At 72.5% G+C, this 16,172-nt stretch carries 14 protein-coding genes, 1 rRNA gene and 1 pseudogene; 3 read left to right on the top strand and 13 right to left on the bottom strand.

Annotated elements, in window-relative coordinates; all coding sequences use genetic code 11:
* The 5 genes and pseudogenes from EAO71_RS20895 to rrf all read right to left on the bottom strand — a co-directional run.
* Window positions 1-220 (bottom strand): annotated as a pseudogene (locus tag EAO71_RS20895) (adenosine deaminase); the annotation flags it as partial.
* A gap of 103 nt (window positions 221-323) precedes the next feature.
* Window positions 324-1,502, bottom strand: coding sequence for an acetoin utilization protein AcuC (locus EAO71_RS20890; RefSeq protein WP_147979088.1), 1,179 nt, complete (start codon window positions 1,500-1,502; stop codon window positions 324-326).
* On the bottom strand, window positions 1,471-2,682 hold the full coding sequence (locus EAO71_RS20885) for an MFS transporter (RefSeq protein WP_147979087.1): 1,212 nt from the start codon (window positions 2,680-2,682) through the stop codon (window positions 1,471-1,473). Before EAO71_RS20885 ends, EAO71_RS20890 begins: the two co-directional genes overlap by 32 nt.
* Before the next feature lie 101 nt (window positions 2,683-2,783).
* The gene (locus EAO71_RS20880) at window positions 2,784-3,428 is read right to left on the bottom strand and encodes an HAD family hydrolase (protein WP_147979086.1); all 645 of its coding nucleotides are present in this window, start codon (window positions 3,426-3,428) and stop codon (window positions 2,784-2,786) included.
* 77 nt (window positions 3,429-3,505) lie between these two features.
* Window positions 3,506-3,622 (bottom strand): 5S ribosomal RNA (rrf, locus tag EAO71_RS20875).
* A 971-nt stretch (window positions 3,623-4,593) separates the two neighbouring features.
* On the opposite strand from rrf, the gene trpS reads away from it, so the two are divergent.
* Window positions 4,594-5,592, top strand: a complete 999-nt coding sequence (gene trpS / locus EAO71_RS20865; protein ID WP_147979085.1) for a tryptophan--tRNA ligase — start codon at window positions 4,594-4,596, stop codon at window positions 5,590-5,592.
* Here the strand turns inward: trpS and EAO71_RS20860 are convergent.
* Complete coding sequence (locus EAO71_RS20860; protein ID WP_147979084.1) at window positions 5,559-6,560, bottom strand: GlxA family transcriptional regulator; 1,002 nt, start codon at window positions 6,558-6,560, stop codon at window positions 5,559-5,561. The two genes, trpS and EAO71_RS20860, sit on opposite strands and share 34 nt — an antisense overlap.
* Window positions 6,561-6,635: 75 nt before the next feature.
* Between EAO71_RS20860 and EAO71_RS20855 the strand changes: the two genes are divergently transcribed.
* On the top strand, window positions 6,636-7,232 hold the full coding sequence (locus EAO71_RS20855; RefSeq protein ID WP_147979083.1) for a cysteine hydrolase family protein: 597 nt from the start codon (window positions 6,636-6,638) through the stop codon (window positions 7,230-7,232).
* Window positions 7,233-7,254: 22 nt separating this feature from the next.
* Here EAO71_RS20855 and proC read toward each other — a convergent pair whose 3' ends face one another.
* The 5 genes from proC to EAO71_RS20830 all read right to left on the bottom strand — a co-directional run bounded on the left by proC (window position 7,255) and on the right by EAO71_RS20830 (window position 11,026).
* On the bottom strand, window positions 7,255-8,064 hold the full coding sequence (gene proC / locus EAO71_RS20850; protein ID WP_147979082.1) for a pyrroline-5-carboxylate reductase: 810 nt from the start codon (window positions 8,062-8,064) through the stop codon (window positions 7,255-7,257).
* 84 nt (window positions 8,065-8,148) lie between these two features.
* Window positions 8,149-8,886, bottom strand: coding sequence for an ABC transporter permease (locus EAO71_RS20845; RefSeq protein WP_147979081.1), 738 nt, complete (start codon window positions 8,884-8,886; stop codon window positions 8,149-8,151).
* Window positions 8,883-9,713, bottom strand: coding sequence for an ABC transporter ATP-binding protein (locus tag EAO71_RS20840; RefSeq protein WP_147979080.1), 831 nt, complete (start codon window positions 9,711-9,713; stop codon window positions 8,883-8,885). Before EAO71_RS20840 ends, EAO71_RS20845 begins: the two co-directional genes overlap by 4 nt.
* A 358-nt stretch (window positions 9,714-10,071) precedes the next feature.
* Window positions 10,072-10,605 carry a hypothetical protein gene (locus EAO71_RS20835; protein WP_187282722.1) on the bottom strand — a complete coding sequence of 178 codons (534 nt, stop codon included), beginning with the start codon at window positions 10,603-10,605 and terminating at the stop codon, window positions 10,072-10,074.
* Between the two features lie 115 nt (window positions 10,606-10,720).
* Window positions 10,721-11,026 carry an SH3 domain-containing protein gene (locus EAO71_RS20830; RefSeq protein WP_261992209.1) on the bottom strand — a complete coding sequence of 102 codons (306 nt, stop codon included), beginning with the start codon at window positions 11,024-11,026 and terminating at the stop codon, window positions 10,721-10,723.
* A gap of 156 nt (window positions 11,027-11,182) precedes the next feature.
* Between EAO71_RS20830 and EAO71_RS20825 the strand changes: the two genes are divergently transcribed.
* The gene (locus EAO71_RS20825; protein WP_147979079.1) at window positions 11,183-13,336 is read left to right on the top strand and encodes a serine/threonine-protein kinase; all 2,154 of its coding nucleotides are present in this window, start codon (window positions 11,183-11,185) and stop codon (window positions 13,334-13,336) included.
* Between the two features lie 123 nt (window positions 13,337-13,459).
* On the opposite strand, the gene ilvD is transcribed toward EAO71_RS20825, so the two are convergent.
* Together ilvD and EAO71_RS20815 are read right to left on the bottom strand one after the other, a co-directional pair.
* Entirely contained in the window at window positions 13,460-15,313 is a 1,854-nt protein-coding gene (gene ilvD / locus EAO71_RS20820) for a dihydroxy-acid dehydratase (protein ID WP_147979078.1), read from the bottom strand.
* Between the two features lie 145 nt (window positions 15,314-15,458).
* Window positions 15,459-16,157 carry a TetR/AcrR family transcriptional regulator gene (locus EAO71_RS20815; RefSeq protein WP_147979077.1) on the bottom strand — a complete coding sequence of 233 codons (699 nt, stop codon included), beginning with the start codon at window positions 16,155-16,157 and terminating at the stop codon, window positions 15,459-15,461.
* Window positions 16,158-16,172 lie beyond the last annotated feature (15 nt).

The raw sequence follows: 16,172 nt of genomic DNA, 5'->3' as shown, positions 1-16,172 counted from the left end.
CGGTGGCCCGGAAGTGCAGCTTGCGCAGCAGGCCGATGGGGTGCTCGGCATAGGAGGCGGCGGCACCGGTCTGGAGGTTGGAGGTCGGGCACATCTCCAGCGGGATGCGCTTGTCCCGGACGTACGCGGCGAGCCGGCCCAGCTGTACCGACCCGTCGTCCGCCACCTCGATGTCGTCGATGATGCGGACACCGTGGCCGAGCCGGTCGGCGCCGGGCCAAAAGGGCTCCCGGAACGCACAGTTGGCGTAATCACGCCGACGGCGCGCACCGGCTCCGGGCCCGCGCGCACGGCACGGCAGACGGCCGGCCGCGGTGAGCTCCCTACGCCAGCAGGCCGCGCAGCGGGAACGCCGCCCGCCGGGTCGCGAGCACCGCCTGGTCCAGCCGGTCCGCCGGGTCGTAACCCTCGTCCCAGCCACGCCAGGCCACCGGCCACCGGCCGTCGGTCATCCGCGCCGGCCCCGGCTGCCGCGTCCGCGCGTACGCCTCGTCACGCCACGACGACGGGATCACCGACTCGGGATCGACCGGGGCGTGCGCCGCGATCCCCACCAGATGCGTCCACGACCGCGGGACGACGTCCACGACGGCGTACCCGCCGCCGCCCAGCGCGAGCCACCTCCCGCCGTCCACATGGGCGTGCGCCAGCTCGTGACAGGCCTCCTGCACCGCCCGCTGGGCGTCCAGCGACACCGCCAGGTGCGCCAGCGGATCCTCGAAGTGCGTGTCGGCGCCGTGCTGGGTCACCAGCACCTGCGGCCGGAAGTCCGCCAGCAGCTCCGGCACCACGGCGTGGAAGGCCCGCAGCCAGCCCGCGTCGCCCGTGCCCGCCGGCAGCGCCACGTTCACCGCGGAACCCTCGCCGGCGCCCGACGCGCCCGTCTCCTCGGGCCAGCCCGTCTGCGGGAACAGCGTCCGCGGGTGCTCGTGCAGGGAGACGGTCAGGACCCGCGGGTCCTCCCAGAACGCCGCCTGGACCCCGTCCCCGTGGTGGACGTCCACGTCCACGTACGCCACCCGCTCGGCGCCCAGCTCCAGCAGCCGGGCGATCGCCAGCGACGCGTCGTTGTAGATGCAGAACCCGGAGGCGCTTCCCGGCATCGCGTGGTGCAGCCCGCCCGCGAAGTTCACCGCGTGGGCCGCGTCGCCACGCCACAGGGCCTCCGCGGCCCCCACCGACTGACCGGCGATCAGCGCCGACACCTCGTGCATCCCGGCGAAGGCCGGGTCGTCCACGGTCCCCAGGCCGTACGCGAGGTCGGCCGTCCTCGGATCGGCCGAGGCGGCCCGCACCGCGGCCACGTAGTCCTCCCGGTGCACCAGCCGCAGCGTCGAGGCGCCGGCCGGCTTGGCCGCCACCACGTCCACGGCGCGGTCCAGCCCGTACGCCCGCACCAACCCCATGGTCAGCGCGAGCCGGACCGGATCCATCGGATGCTCGGACCCGAAGTCGTACCCCGTGACAGCTTCATCCCACATCAACAGTGCGCGGCCGCTCATGCCCGCCACCGTATCGGGCCGGTTGAGAACCGAACGACGTGGCGTACGCCACCGTGACCAGCACGAGGACCATCGGCACGATCATCGCGCCCCGGTAGCTCCACGCGTCGCCGAGCGCACCGACCAACGGGGAACCGATCAGGAAGCCCACGTAGTTGAAGACGTTGAGCCGGGCGACGGCCGCGTCGCTCGCGCCCGGGAAGAGCCGGCCGGCCGCCGCGAACGTCTGCGGCACGATCACGCTCAGCCCGAGCCCGAGGACGGTGAACCCGGCCATCCCGGCCCACGGCCCCGGCGCCGCCGCGACGGCGGCGAAGCCCAGCGCCGCCAGGACGGCCCCGCAGCGCACCACGGTCACCGCACCGAGCCGCCGCACGCCGAAGTCCCCCACGGCCCGCCCGAGGAGCGTGGTGACCATGTAGGCGTTGTACGGCACCGTCGCGAGCTCCTCCGAGCCGCCCAGCACGTCCTGGAGGTACTTCGCGCTCCAGTTGGAGACGGTCGAGTCGCCGATGTAGGCGAAGGTCATGACCAGGCACAGCGGCAGCAGCAGCTTGAAGGCGACACCGCCGGCCGCCCCGGCGCCCTCGGCGGGGGGCTCCGTCGCGGCCTTCCCCTCGTGCCCCGCCACGTACCAGCGGCTGCCGATCAGCGCGGCCGGCAGCACGACGGCCACCACCGGGAGGTACGAGACGAACAGCGTCAGGTCGTAGTGCGCCCCCACCCAGGCGAGCGAGGCTCCCGCGATCCCGCCCAGGCTGTACGCGGCGTGGAAGCCGAGCATGATGCTCCGCCCGTACGCCCGCTGGAGGCTCACCCCCAGCATGTTCATCGACGCGTCCAGCGCGCCGACCGCCAGTCCGAACGCTCCCAGCGCGACGGCCGCCTGCCACAGTTCGGAGCCGGCGCCGACCGCCAGCAGGGCCAGGAGGACGACCGGCTGAGCCCACCGCAGGACCGCTCCGGGCCCGACCCGGGCCACGACCCTCTCCGTGAGCACACTGGCCACTCCGGCCAGGATCGGCACGGCGGCGAGGAACGCCGGCAGCAGTGCGTCCGATATCCCGTACCGGTCCTGGATCGCCGGGATCCGGGTCACCAACAGCGCAAAGGTCACCCCTTGCACGAAGAAGCTGACCGCCAGAGCTCCCCGCCCACGCCTCAACCGCGCATCCGTCATGGCGGCACAGCGTAGGTCCCGTGCTTACCCATGGGTAGATGGATCACCTACCCAAATTCGCCAGGAGCGCTCGAAAGCGCCGGATGCCGGCGGTCGGGGAGTCAGCGGAGGAGTCCGAGGAGTTCGGTCATGTCGTCGAAGCACCCGGTGGCGTCGGCGAGCTTCTCCCGCGGGGTCATGGCCGAGAAGCCGTAGACGTCCATCCCGGCGGCCCGTGCGGCCTGGACGCCGAGGGGGCTGTCCTCGACGACGACGCAGCGTCCGGGTGCCACGCCCATCCGCGCGGCGGCGTGCAGGAACAGGTCGGGGGCCGGCTTCCCGCGGCCCACGTCCTCGGCGCTGAACACGTTCTCGTCCCGGAACCACGTGTCGAGCCCGGTCTTCCGGTGCCCGACCCGGATCCGCTCGTGGCTTCCTGAGGACGCGACGCAGTAGGGAACCCCGTCCGCGGCGAGCTCCTTGACCACGTCAGCGGCGCCGGCGACGGCCTCCAACTCCCGCTCGAAGGCGGCGAACACCCGCGCGTGGAAGGTCTCGTCGAAGTCCTCGGGCAGCGACCGTCCGGTCCGTTCCCGGACGATGTCGTGGATGCGGTGCATGGCGGACCCCATGTAGTCGCGCAGCGATTCCTCGTAGGAGGTGGGGTGTCCGGCCTCGGTGAGGTGGGCGGCCAGGAGGGTGTTGGAGATCGGTTCGCTGTCGACGAGGACGCCGTCGTTGTCGAAGAGGACCAGTTCATAGCGCATGGCTTCAGCGTAGAAGAGCCCTGAACGCAAAAATGCCTCAACCCCCGGACATGGTCCGGGGGTTGAGGCTAAAAATTGTTCGGCGGCGTCCTACTCTCCCACAGGGTCCCCCCTGCAGTACCATCGGCGCTGAAAGGCTTAGCTTCCGGGTTCGGAATGTAACCGGGCGTTTCCCTAACGCTATGACCACCGAAACTCTATGAAATAAACAAACTCCAGCCGACAAAGGGCGAGTTCGTTACTTCAGAACTAACACAGTGGACGCGAGCAACTGAGGACAAGCCCTCGGCCTATTAGTACCGGTCAGCTCCACCCATTTGAATGTTTACCCGTAATCGGGTGCACACATCACGAGAGCGGAACGACCAGTCGGAATAGGACCGGTCGTTCACAGCGTCCTCGCTGTGTTTTTTGCCTACCTGCCACAAGGGCCAGTAGGACTTCAAAGGAACCTCGACCATCCGAAGATGGACGGGGTATCAACTAATCTGGCGTTGATTTTTGGCACGCTGTTGAGTTCTCAAGGAACGGACGCTTCCTTCGTACTCACCCTCTCGGGCTTTCCTCCGGGCTTTTCCCTTCGGTCTTGCGTTTCCGACTCTATCAGATCTTTCCGATCCGATTTCCTCGGTGCTTTCCGGTCCCATTCGCTTTCGCTCCGGGCCCTTCCGGCGGTTCCGACTCTATCAGATCCTTTCGGGCCTGATTCCCAGTCAGCGGGTTTTGTCTTTGCGGCTGTTGGGCCGTTCCGACGAGTGAGACTTTAGCGGATTCCCTGCCTCCGACGCTAATCGGCGCTTGCGTCCGGACTTTCGAACGCGGATTCCTCATTTCGCAAAAGCGCACGGAAAGAAGAACGACGCGACGAAGCGTCGTCTGCTTGGAGTGGATCTTGCGGAATGACTGCCCGGGGCCGACCGGAGTCGGTACTCACGTCGGACAGCTCGGAGAACATTACGGATCGGGCAATCCCGTGTCAACCCCTGGCCTCGGGCGTACTCTCTCCGTATGACTACGCATGCGCGCACCCTTCAGTGGTGGGCCGCCTGACGGCGGCCCTTCGTAGCGCATGCGCACACGGCCGCCGCCTCGGCGGCCGTTCGCGTATCCCCCTCCGGGTGCCGGCCGTCGGGCCGGCGTACAGGAGACAGGGAGAACGGACGCGATGAAGCGGATCTTCAGCGGGGTCAAGCCGACCGGGCATCTGACGCTGGGCAACTACCTCGGGGCCGTTCGACGGTGGGTCGAGATCGACCAGCACCGGTCGGACGCGCTGTTCAGCGTGGTGGACCTGCACGCCCTGACGGTGGAGCACGACCCGGCGCGGGTGCTGCGGCTCAGCCGGCAGGCGGCGACGCTGCTGCTGGCCGCCGGGCTGGACCCGGAGCGGTGCACCGTCTTCGTGCAGAGCCACGTGGACGAGCACACGCGACTGTCCTACCTGCTGGAGTGCACGGCCACGGACGGCGAGCTGCGGCGGATGATCCAGTACAAGGAGAAGAGCGTCCGGGCGCGCGAGGCGGGGCAGAGCGTGCGCCTCTCGTTGCTCACGTATCCCGTCCTGATGGCGGCGGACATCCTGGCGTACGGCACCGACGAGGTGCCCGTGGGCGACGACCAGACGCAGCACGTGGAGCTGACGCGGGATCTGGCCGTGCGGTTCAACCAGCGGTACGGGCACACCTTCACCGTGCCCAGGGCGACGCACCCCGAGGTGGCCGCGCGGGTCATGGATCTGCAGGACCCGCGGTCGAAGATGGGGAAGTCCCACGAGAACGGGGCCGGCATCGTCTATCTGCTCGACGAGGCGGACGCGGTCCGGCGCAAGATCATGCGGGCGGTGACGGACAGCGGCCAGGAGGTCGCCTACGACCGGGAGGCCCGGCCGGGCGTCGCCAACCTGCTCGACCTGCTGGCCGCGGCCACGGGTGGGGACCCGAAGACCCTGGCCGGCGCGTACGCGTCCTACGGAGCCCTGAAGAAGGACACGGCGGAGGCGGTGATCGAGCTGCTCGGGCCGGTGCGGGAGCGGCACGCGGAGCTGGCGGCCGACCCCGGCGAGGTGGAGCGGGTGCTCCGCGCGGGGGCCGCGCGGGCCCGGGAGCTGGCGCGGCCGCTGGTGGACCGGGCCTATCGGGCGGTCGGGCTGCTGCCTGCCGGATGACGGAAGGCGTTGCGGTAGTCGCGCGGGCTGGTGCCGAGGTGCGAGGCGAAGTGCTGGCGCATCGTGACCTCGCTGCCGAAGCCCGCGCGGCGGGCGACTTCGGGGAGGGGGTGGTCGGTGCGCTCGAGGAGTTTCTGGGCGGCGGCCACCCGTCGGCCGATGAGCCAGTGGAGCGGGGTCGTTCCGGTGGTCGCCTGGAAGTGGCGGGCGAAACTGCGCGGGGACATGCCCGCCCGGGCGGCGAGGCTCGCCACGGTGTGCGGCTCGTCGAGGTGGGCGAGGGCGTAGGCGCGGATGCCGGCGAGGGCGTCGGCGTCGCGGTCGGCGCGGGGTGTCGGGTGCTCGATGAACTGGGCCTGGGTGCCCGTGCGGAAGGGCGCCGTGACCATGGAGCGGGCGATCGCGGCCGCGGCCTCGGCCCCGTGGGCGGTGCGGACCAGATGGAGGCAGAGGTCGATGCCGGCGGCGGTGCCGGCCGAGGTCCAGATGCCGGAGTCCTCGACGAAGAGGGCGTCGGGTTCGACGGCGATCTTCGGGTGACGGGCGGCGAGGGCCGGGGCCAGGTGCCAGTGGGTGACCGCGCGGCGGCCGTCGAGGAGACCGGCCCGGGCGAGGACGAAGGCGCCGGCGCACAGGGAGGCGACCGGGGTGCCGGCGGCGTGGGCCCGGCGGAGGGCGTCGAGCACGGGGGCGGGTACGTCCGCGTCCGGGTCCTCGATGCCCGGGACGAGGACGAGGCCGGCACCGGTGAGCCAGGCGAGCGAACGATCGGGGGTGAGGGTGAGGCCGCCGCGCAGCGGGATGGGCGCGCCCGGATCGGCCGCGACGCGGCGGAGCTCGAAGGGAGGGACGGCCGGCAGGCGGCGGTCGCCGCCCCACACCTCGGTGATGACGGAGACGTCGAACGCCCGGACGCCGGGGAAGGCGACGAGGGCGACGCGCTGGGGTTCCGTGGGGTCCGTCGGCATGGTTGGCAGTAAACCATCGATCGCTGGCTTTTCCTCCTCTGGGAGGGGGCGCGGGCGGGCGGCAGCATCGTGTTCATGGAGATTTCGGAGAACGCAGCGCTGGTCGTCGTCGATGTGCAGAAGGGCTTCGAGGAGGAGTACTGGGGGAAGCGCGACAACGTCGACGCCGAGGGGAACATCGAGACGCTGATCGACCTGTGGCAGGAGACGGGGAGGCCGGTCGTGTTCGTACGGCACGACTCGCCGGCCGGGTCGCCCTCGCCGCTGCGGCGGGGGCACGTGGGCAACGACTTCAAGGACTTCGTGCAGGAGCGGCGGGGGAAGGGCCGGGGGCCGGAGCTGCTGGTGACGAAGACGGTGAACTCGGCGTTCTACGGGGAACCGGACCTGGACGCCTGGCTGAAGGGCGCGGGGATCGGCCAGATCGTGATCGTGGGGATCCAGACCAACATGTGCAACGAGACGACGGCCCGGATGGGCGGGAACCTCGGGTACGACGTGCTGTTCCCGCTCGACGCCATGCACACCTTCGACCTGGCGGGGCCGTTCGGATGGACGGCCGGCGCCGAGGAGCTGACGCGGGCGACGGCGGTCTCGCTGCACGGGGGGCGGTTCGCCCGGGTGGTGTCGACGCGGGACATTGTGGAGGCGGCGGCCGCCGGGGCGCGGTGACCCCGGCGGACGACGGTGCCGGTCAGCCGTTGCCGGAGGCGAGCTCGCGGCTGCGGTCGCGGGCGGCCTCCAGCGCGGCGATCAGGGCGGCCCGTACGCCGTGGTTCTCCAGCTCGCGGATGGCGCTGATGGTGGTACCGGCCGGGGAGGTGACGGCCTCGCGGAGCTTGACCGGGTGCTCGCCGCTGTCGCGGAGCATCACCGCGGCGCCGATGGCGGCCTGGACGATCAGGTCGTGGGCCTGGGCGCGGGGCAGGCCGAGGAGGATGCCGGCGTCGGTCATCGCCTCGACCAGGAAGTAGAAGTAGGCGGGGCCGGAGCCGGAGAGGGCGGTGGCGGCGTCCTGCTGGGACTCCGGGACCCGCAGGGTCTTGCCGACGCCGCCGAAGATCTCCTCGGTGTGCAGGAGGTGGTCGGGGGTGGCGTGGCTGCCGCCGGAGATCACCGACATGCCCTCGTCGACGAGGACGGGGGTGTTGGGCATGACGCGGACGACCGGGGTGCCGGCGGCCAGGCGTTCCTCGATGAAGGCGGTGGGGATGCCGGCGGCGGCGCTGATGACCAGCCGGTCGGTGGCGACGTGGGGGCCGAGTTCGTCGAGGAGGCGGCCCATGTCCTGGGGCTTCACGGCGAGGATGAGGGTGTCGGCGCGCTTGGCGGCCTCGGCGTTGGTGACGGTCTCGACGCCGTAGCGGGCGCGCAGCTCCTCGGCGCGCTCGGCGCGGCGGGCGGTGACCAGCAGGCTGGCCGGGCTCCAGCCGCCTCGGATCATGCCGCTGAGGAGCGCTTCACCGATCTTGCCGGTGCCGAGGACTGCGACGGTCTGGGTCATGGCTCTGTTCACCTCGCCGGAGGGGGTACGTGTCGCCATCCTCGCACCGTGCCGGTTCCCGCGGTCCGGGTGTCCGAGGGGCGGTCACGCGGTCCGGCGGCGCAGGGTGGCCGCGCCGAGACCGAGGACGAGGACGGCGCAGCCGGCGACGACGAGGACGTCCCGGACGAAGTCCCCGGTGACGTCGGTGTTCCGCAGTACCTCGTTCATGCCGTCGACGGCGTAGGACATGGGCAGCGCGTCCGAGATCCCCTCCAGTACGGGCTGCATCCGGTCGCGCGGGATGAAGAGTCCGCACAGCAGCAGCTGGGGGAAGATCACGGCCGGCATGAATTGGACGGCCTGGAACTCGGAGGCGGCGAAGGCCGAGACGAAGAGGCCGAGGGCGGTGCCGAGCAGGGCGTCGAGCAGCGCCACCAGGAGGAGGAGCCAGGGCGAGCCGACGACGTCGAGGCCCAGGAACCACACGGCGAGGCCGGTGGCGAGGGCGGACTGCACGACGGCGAGGAGACCGAAGGCGAGCGCGTAGCCGGCGATCAGGTCGCCCTTGCCGAGCGGCATGGCGAGCAGTCGCTCCAGGGTGCCGGAGGTGCGTTCGCGCAGGGTGGCGATCGAGGTCACGAGGAACATGGTGATCAGCGGGAAGATGCCGAGCAGCGAGGCCCCGATGTCGTCGAAGGTCCGCGGGCTGCCGTCGAAGACGTAGCGGAGCAGGAAGAGCATCACGCACGGCACGAGGAGCATCAGGGCGATCGAGCGCGGGTCGTGGCGCAGCTGGCGCAGGACGCGGGCGGCGGTGGCGAGGGTGCGGGCACCGTTCATCGCTGGATCTCCTCGGCGGGCTGGGCGGTGCGGTCGGGGTGCCGGTCCCCGTGGGGGACGCGGGCGCGGGCGTCGGCCGCGTCGACCAGGCGGAGGAAGGCGTCCTCGACGGTGGCGGTGTCGTTGCGGCGGCGCAGCGCCTCGGGCGTGTCGTCGGCGAGGATCTCGCCCTCGCGCATGAGCAGCAGCCGGTGGCAGCGCTCGGCCTCGTCCATCACATGGGAGGAGACGAGGATCGCGGTGCCGCGGTCGGCGGCGATGCGGTGGAAGAGGTTCCAGAGGTCGCGGCGCAGGACCGGGTCGAGGCCCACGGTCGGTTCGTCGAGGACGAGCAGGTCCGGTGCGCCGAGCAGGGCGACGGCGAGAGAGACGCGGCTGCGCTGGCCGCCGGAGAGCCGGCCGGCGAGGGAGCCCGCGTGCGAGCCGAGGTCGACGTCGTGGACGGCGCGGTCGACGGCGGCCCGCCGGTCCTCGCGGTGGGCGCGGCCCGGGAGGAGGACGGCGGCGAAGTAGTCGAGGTTCTGGCGCACGGTCAGGTCGTCGTAGACGGACGGCGCCTGGGTGACGTAGCCGATGCGGGAGCGCAGGGCCGCGTCCCCGGCCGGGCGGCCGAGGACGTCGAGGGTGCCGACGACCTTGGCCTGGGTGCCGACGACGGCGCGCATCAGGGTGGACTTGCCGCAGCCGGAGGGGCCCAGGAGGCCGGTGATCTGGCCGGCGGGCACGGTGAAGTCGACGCCGCGCAGGACCGTGCGGTCGCCTCGTACGACGGTGAGGCCGCGGGCGACGATCGCGTCCGGCGGAGCCCCCTCGGAGTAATTCATCATGCGATGAATAATGCGCGCGGGGGTGCCGGCCGTCAAGCATCCGGACGGGACCCGGAACAGCGGGCGGCACGCGGAGAGCGGAGGCCGCGGCGCACCGACGGCGGCGAGCGGTGGGGCCACGGGGGCGGACCGCTACGGGCCCGGTCGTCGAAGTCGGGCACCGGCCGGAACCGGGGGCGGCGGGAGGCCGTACGGAGCCGGGCCCCGACGGTCGAGCGGCCCGCTCCTGGGCGAGGACGTCGACTCCGTGCCTACGGGACGGGGCGGGCCACGCGGGTGCGTGACAGGGCGCGCGGACCCCGGCCCGGACAGCGGGACCGGGGCGGCGTCGGCCCTCGGGGGCGGGCCGCCCCGCGGGTCAGCGGCGCTTGGGCTTCCGGCGCGCCGCCGGGTTGCCCGTGCGGGCGTCGCGGCGCTTCTCGTACTGCGCGCGGGCCGTCTCGTACTCGGCGCGGCGCAGCCGCTCGCCGGGTGCCTCGACCAGGCTGCGGAAGAAGTAGGCGAGGAGCGAGCCGATGAAGCCGATGGCCTTCAGGCCGCGCAGGGCGTCCTCGCGGGCCGGGTCGGCGGGCCGTGAGCCGAAGCCCTCCCAGGTCTTGCGGAAGGCGATGGCGCTGCAGATCGCGAACATGACGATGACCAGCAGGTTGACGAAGCCGCCGATGTCGGCGATCTCCAGGCCCTCGTACGCGAAGCGCAGCACGAAGCAGCCGGCCGCCGCGACGACGAGGGAGCCGATGGCGACACCGGCCCGGCGCAGCCCGTAGCCGCCGTCGTGGTCGACCCAGGTCGTGCCGAAGAAACGGATCTCCTCGGGCTGCGGTCCGGCGGGCGCGGCCGCGGTCCCGCCCTTGGGAGTGCCGGGGTTCTCGATCTGGTCGTCGTCGCTCACGGGATCGATTATCCCCGGGCGGCGGGGGAACGGGGGCGGCCGCCGCGGCACGTGACCCGCCGGTCGCTCCCCGTTCCCCTTCCCGACCGGGTCCGGCCGGGTCCCTGCGGTTCCGTCAGCCGCAGCGCGGGGCGACGTAGCCGTCGCTCCCGGTCTTCACGTACGCGTCCGAGACGAACTCGCCGGGGGCGATGTTGTCCCAGAGGTTCGTGGTGCCGTAGGGACCGCTGACCCACTCGCCCGCCTTCTGGCAGTAGATCGGCACGCTCACGCCGAGCGCCAGCGTCCGGACGATCGAGTACTTCGTCCCCGGGCCGGAACGCACGTTGACCCGGTAGCCGGGGGCGATCGGGTAGCGCGCCACCTCGGTCGCCGCCGCCAGTCCGGCTCTCTCGGCGGTGTTCGTCTCCTCGACGGTCATGGTTTCCTCCCCCGTGGGAGCGCGAGCGCTCCGCTGAAATTCACTTTCTGCGACGCGCAGGCTAGCAAGCCCCACCGTCATCGCCCCCACCATCGACTAGGCTCCGTGCGTCGCGCACGCGCGCGAACTCAACGGGGAACCACACGGGGGTGGGCGATGCCGCCGTTGCGCAGTACCGGCGCCGACCGGGACGCGGAAGGACCTGAGTACGCGGGCGAGTACCGCCTCCAGGCCTGTCTCGGCGCGGGTGGCATGGGCATCGTCCATCTGGCCACCTCCGCCTCCGGCCTGCGGCTCGCGGTCAAGGTCGTGCACGGTCAGTACGCCGAGGACCCGGAGTTCAGGGCGAGGTTCCGGCAGGAGGTCGCCGCCGCGCGCAAGGTGAGCGGCGCCTTCACCGCGCCCGTCGTGGACGCCGACCCCGACGCCGTGCGCCCCTGGATGGCGACCCTGTACGTCCCCGGCCCCACCCTGGCCGACCAGGTGCGGCGCAACGGCCCGCTCTCCCCCGCCGAACTGCGCCGGCTGACGGCGGGGCTCGCCGAGGCGCTGCGCGACATCCACCGGGCGGGCGTGGTCCACCGGGACCTGAAGCCGAGCAACGTGCTGCTCACCGACACCGGACCGAAGGTGATCGACTTCGGCATCTCCCGGCCCGTGGACAGCGACCTGCGCACCGAGACGGGCAAGCTGATCGGGTCGCCGCCCTTCATGGCGCCCGAGCAGTTCCAGCGCCCCCGCGAGGTGGGACCGGCGGCGGACGTGTTCGCGCTCGGGTCCGTGCTCGTGCACGCGGCGACGGGCCACGGCCCCTTCGACTCGGACAGCCCGTACATCGTCGCCTACCAGGTCGTGCACGACGAGCCCGATCTGACCGGGGTGCCGGCCGACCTCGCACCGCTCGTCGCGCGGTGTCTCGCCAAGGACCCCGCGGACCGGCCCGGCCCCGCCGAGATCATGACGGCGCTGCTCCCGCCCTCGTACGAGGCGGCGGCGTTCATACCGGCCCAGCGGCGGCCGCTGATCCTGCCGGAGCCCGGGCCCGCGGCCGAGGGCTCCTGGGTCGCGGACACGCCCGTCCGCGTCACGGCCACCGGACGCCGCCGGCGCCGGATCCCGCGCTGGGCGCTCACGTCCGCCGCACTGCTCGTCCTGGCCGGTGTCGCCGTCGCGGCAGCGGTCACGCTCGTCCCCGGCGGCACGCACTCACCCGCCCGCGAACCGCACCCGGCCGAGGCGGCCACGGCGTTCGCCGGCTGGCAGACCCCGCTGGACAAGGACGGCGACACCACCGCGCCCGCCTGCGGATACGCCGCCGGGGCGCTCTACTGCTCCGGCCGGGGCATCGGTCTCGCCCGGATGGATCCCACCACCGGCCGGGTGCTGTGGTCGCGGCCCGCCGCCGCCGGCGACGAGGACCTCTCGGCACCCGAGCCGCTCTCCGCCGGGCTCCTCGGCGTCGTCGCGGACGGACGCGACCTGCGCACCTACACGGCGGACGGCGGCCCCGGCCGGACGACGGCCGCCGCCCCGGGCGGCGCCGGACTGCGGCAGGCGGGCGACACGGTCCTGCTGCTCGGCGGCGGCACGGTGAAGGCCGTCGATTCCACCACCGGAAAGCAGCGCTGGAGCCACCGGCTGCGCGGCCACTCGACGCCGCGCTTCGGCCCGTACTCCCCCGAGACCGGCCTGCTGCCCGTCTTCGAGAACTCGGCCGGCGGCAAGCGGACGCTGGTCAGCATGGTGCGCCCGCGGAGCGGCGAGATCGTCTGGCAGCAGCGGCTCGACGGGGACCTCGTGCCGCTGGGCACGGGACCGGACGGCGTGGTCCACCTGCGGTCCGCCGACCGCCAGTCGCGCACCGACGCCGTGGTCCGCTACGACCCGGCCCGGCGCTCCGTGCGGCGCGTCCCGCTGCCGTACCCGATGGACGCGCCGAGCGCCGCGCTCCGCGGCGACACGGTCTACCTCGTGGACGCCTCCGGGCGGCTGCTGGCCCTCGACACCGGGACCCCCGGGGCCGGCGGGGACCGGACGGTGTGGGAGCTGGAGACCTCGGCCAAGAACGTCTCCGCCCCCGTCGTGGGCCCGGACGACCGCCTCTACCTGTCCGCCTCGGACGGGCGGCTCCTCGCCGTCGACACCGCGCGCGGCGCGTTGCTCGGGCAGACCGGTCCCCGTCTGCGGGACGGCCGGCTCGGCTACGCGTCGAGCGTGCCGGCCCCGGTCGTGGCCGGCGCGCGGGTGTTCGGGACCGCGCCCGACGGTTCGGTGTTCGCCGTGGACGGGCGGGACCCGGCCGCCTGGTGACGGGCGCGGAGGACGGGCGCCGGAGAGACCGCGACCCCGCCGGACCACCGCGAAGGCGGTCCGGCGGGGTCGCGACGAACGGGTGCGGGACGGCCCCGGTGCGCCCGGGGCCCTTCCCGTCTCTCAGCCGAGCCGGGTCACGTCCCGGACCGCGCCCTTGTCGGCACTGGTCGCCATCGCGGCGTACGCCCGCAGCGCGGCCGAGACCTTGCGCTCGCGGTTCTTCGGCGCGTAGACCCCGCCGAGCGCCTCGCGGCGGGCGGCCAGGACGTCGTCGGTGACCAGCAGTTCGATCGAACGGCTCGGGATGTCGATGCGGATCCGGTCGCCGTCCTCGACGAGCGCGATCGTGCCGCCCGAGGCCGCCTCCGGCGAGGCGTGGCCGATGGACAGGCCCGAGGTGCCGCCCGAGAAGCGTCCGTCCGTGACCAGCGCGCAGGTCTTGCCCAGACCCCGGCCCTTGAGGAAGGAGGTCGGGTAGAGCATCTCCTGCATGCCGGGGCCGCCGCGCGGGCCCTCGTAGCGGATGACGACCACGTCGCCGTCCTTGACCTGCTTGTTGAGGATCTTCTCGACGGCCTCGTCCTGCGACTCGCAGACGACCGCGGGGCCCTCGAAGGTCCAGATCGACTCGTCGACGCCGGCGGTCTTCACCACGCAGCCGTCGACGGCGAGGTTGCCCCGCAGGACCGCCAGGCCGCCGTCCTTCGAGTACGCGTGGGCCGCGTCGCGGATGCAGCCGCCGGCCGCGTCCGTGTCGAGGGTGTCCCAGCGCTCGGACTGCGAGAAGGCGGTGGCGGAGCGGACGCAGCCGGGCGCCGCGTGCCACAGCTCGACGGCCTCCTCCGAAGGGGAGCCGCCCCGCACGTCCCACGCCTCCAGCCACTCCTTGATGGAGCGGGAGTGGACGGTGTGGACGTCCTCGTTCAGCAGGCCGGCGCGGTACAGCTCACCGAGGATGGCGGGGATGCCGCCGGCGCGGTGCACGTCCTCCATGTAGTACGTGCCGCCGGGCGCCACGTTCGGCGCGACCTTGGCCAGGCACGGCACGCGCCGCGAGACCTCGTCCATGTCGGACAGGCCGTAGTCCAGCTCGGCCTCCTGGGCGGCGGCGAGCAGGTGCAGGATCGTGTTGGTCGAGCCGCCCATGGCGATGTCGAGCGCCATGGCGTTCTCGAAGGCCGCGCGGGTGGCGATGTTGCGCGGCAGGACCGAGGCGTCGTCCTCGTCGTAGTGGCGACGGGTGATGTCGACGACCGTGCGGGCCGCGTTCTCGTACAGCGCCTTGCGGGCGGTGTGGGTGGCCAGGACCGAGCCGTTGCCGGGCAGGGAGAGGCCGATGGCCTCGGTCAGGCAGTTCATCGAGTTGGCGGTGAACATGCCGGAACAGGAGCCGCAGGTCGGGCAGGCGTTCTCCTCGATGCGGAGGATGTCCTCGTCCGAGACCTTGTCGTTCACCGCGTCCGAGATCGCGTCGACCAGGTCGAGCGTCCGGACGGTGCCGTCGACGAGGGTGGCCTTGCCGGACTCCATCGGGCCGCCGGAGACGAAGACCGTCGGGATGTTCAGGCGCAGGGCGGCCATCAGCATGCCCGGCGTGATCTTGTCGCAGTTGGAGATGCAGATCAGGGCGTCGGCGCAGTGCGCCTCGACCATGTACTCCACGCTGTCCGCGATCAGGTCGCGGGACGGCAGGCTGTAGAGCATGCCGCCGTGGCCCATGGCGATGCCGTCGTCGACGGCGATCGTGTTGAACTCGCGCGGGATGGCGCCCGCCGCGACGATCGCCTCGGAGACGATCCGGCCGACCGGCTGGAGGTGCGTGTGGCCGGGCACGAACTCCGTGAAGGAGTTGGCCACGGCGATGATCGGCTTCCGCCCGATGTCCGCACCCGGTACACCGGAGGCGCGCATAAGGGCGCGTGCGCCCGCCATGTTGCGGCCGTGGGTGACAGTGCGGGACCTCAGCTCGGGCATCGTCGCTCGCTCCTCGTGATGGATGTGCTTGCATTCGAGCGTACGCCGCCCCTCCAAGATCTGGACAGCGTGTCCGTATGCCGGACCGGCTGTTCAGCTTTCGGTCAGGCGGCGGGGCCCCGTCGAGGGGCGCCGTCCGGCGCGCTCACGCCTCGGTCAGGTACCGCTGGAGCGTCGGGGCGACCAGCTCCACGATCTCCTCCGGGTCCGCCGAGGCGAGCGGCTCGACCTGGAGCACGTACCGCATCATCGCGATGCCGATCATGTGCGAGGCGGCCAGCTCGGCCCGGAACTTCGGGTTCGGCACGTCGAGATCGGCGGCCACCCGTTCCAGGACCCGGCGCAGGACGAAGCCGCGCAGCACCTTGGCCGCCGCCTCGTGCGTCAGCGCGGAACGGATGATCGCCAGGAGCGGGGCCCGGCTCGCGGGGTTCTCCCAGACGCCGAGGAAGTAGCGCACGAGGCGCTCCCCGATGCCCTCGGTCCCCTCGCCCAGGACGGCCGGGACGACCGTCGCGGGCTCCATGGAGACCTCGATCGCGGCGGCGAAGACCTCGTCCTTCGTGCCGAAGTAGTGGTGCACGAGCGCCGCGTCCACCCCGGCCGCCTTCGCGATGCCCCGGACCGAGGTCTTGTCGTAGCCGCGTTCGGCGAACTGCGCGCGGGCCGCCTCCAGGATCCGCTCCCGGGCACCCGGGCCGCTCTCCTCGGCGGACCCGGAGGAGATCGTGGAGCTGGTCGCCCCGACGCTCCAGCGGTACCTGACCGAGGCGTGAGCGCGCCGGACGGCGCCCCTCGACGGGGCCCCGCCGCCTGACCGAAAGCTGAACAGCCGGTCCGGCATACGGACACGCTGTCC

Origin of the sequence: Streptomyces sp. MS191, from assembly GCF_008042125.1 — a bacterium.
Classification (GTDB): domain Bacteria; phylum Actinomycetota; class Actinomycetes; order Streptomycetales; family Streptomycetaceae; genus Streptomyces.
The sequence above is the reverse complement of the archived record's forward strand: the minus strand, read 5'-3'. Positions and strand labels throughout refer to the sequence as shown.

Bases quoted from the DNA above. Each gene is read 5' to 3' on its own strand.
- EAO71_RS20890 (WP_147979088.1), bottom strand. From the start codon at position 1,502: ATGAGCGGCCGCGCACTGTTGATGTGGGATGAAGCTGTCACGGGGTAC.
- EAO71_RS20885 (WP_147979087.1), bottom strand. From the start codon at position 2,682: ATGACGGATGCGCGGTTGAGGCGTGGGCGGGGAGCTCTGGCGGTCAGC.
- EAO71_RS20880 (WP_147979086.1), bottom strand. From the start codon at position 3,428: ATGCGCTATGAACTGGTCCTCTTCGACAACGACGGCGTCCTCGTCGAC.
- trpS (WP_147979085.1), top strand. From the start codon at position 4,594: ATGAAGCGGATCTTCAGCGGGGTCAAGCCGACCGGGCATCTGACGCTG.
- EAO71_RS20860 (WP_147979084.1), bottom strand. From the start codon at position 6,560: ATGCCGACGGACCCCACGGAACCCCAGCGCGTCGCCCTCGTCGCCTTC.
- EAO71_RS20855 (WP_147979083.1), top strand. From the start codon at position 6,636: ATGGAGATTTCGGAGAACGCAGCGCTGGTCGTCGTCGATGTGCAGAAG.
- proC (WP_147979082.1), bottom strand. From the start codon at position 8,064: ATGACCCAGACCGTCGCAGTCCTCGGCACCGGCAAGATCGGTGAAGCG.
- EAO71_RS20845 (WP_147979081.1), bottom strand. From the start codon at position 8,886: ATGAACGGTGCCCGCACCCTCGCCACCGCCGCCCGCGTCCTGCGCCAG.
- EAO71_RS20840 (WP_147979080.1), bottom strand. From the start codon at position 9,713: ATGATGAATTACTCCGAGGGGGCTCCGCCGGACGCGATCGTCGCCCGC.
- EAO71_RS20830 (WP_261992209.1), bottom strand. From the start codon at position 11,026: ATGACCGTCGAGGAGACGAACACCGCCGAGAGAGCCGGACTGGCGGCG.
- EAO71_RS20825 (WP_147979079.1), top strand. From the start codon at position 11,183: ATGCCGCCGTTGCGCAGTACCGGCGCCGACCGGGACGCGGAAGGACCT.
- ilvD (WP_147979078.1), bottom strand. From the start codon at position 15,313: ATGCCCGAGCTGAGGTCCCGCACTGTCACCCACGGCCGCAACATGGCG.
- EAO71_RS20815 (WP_147979077.1), bottom strand. From the start codon at position 16,157: ATGCCGGACCGGCTGTTCAGCTTTCGGTCAGGCGGCGGGGCCCCGTCG.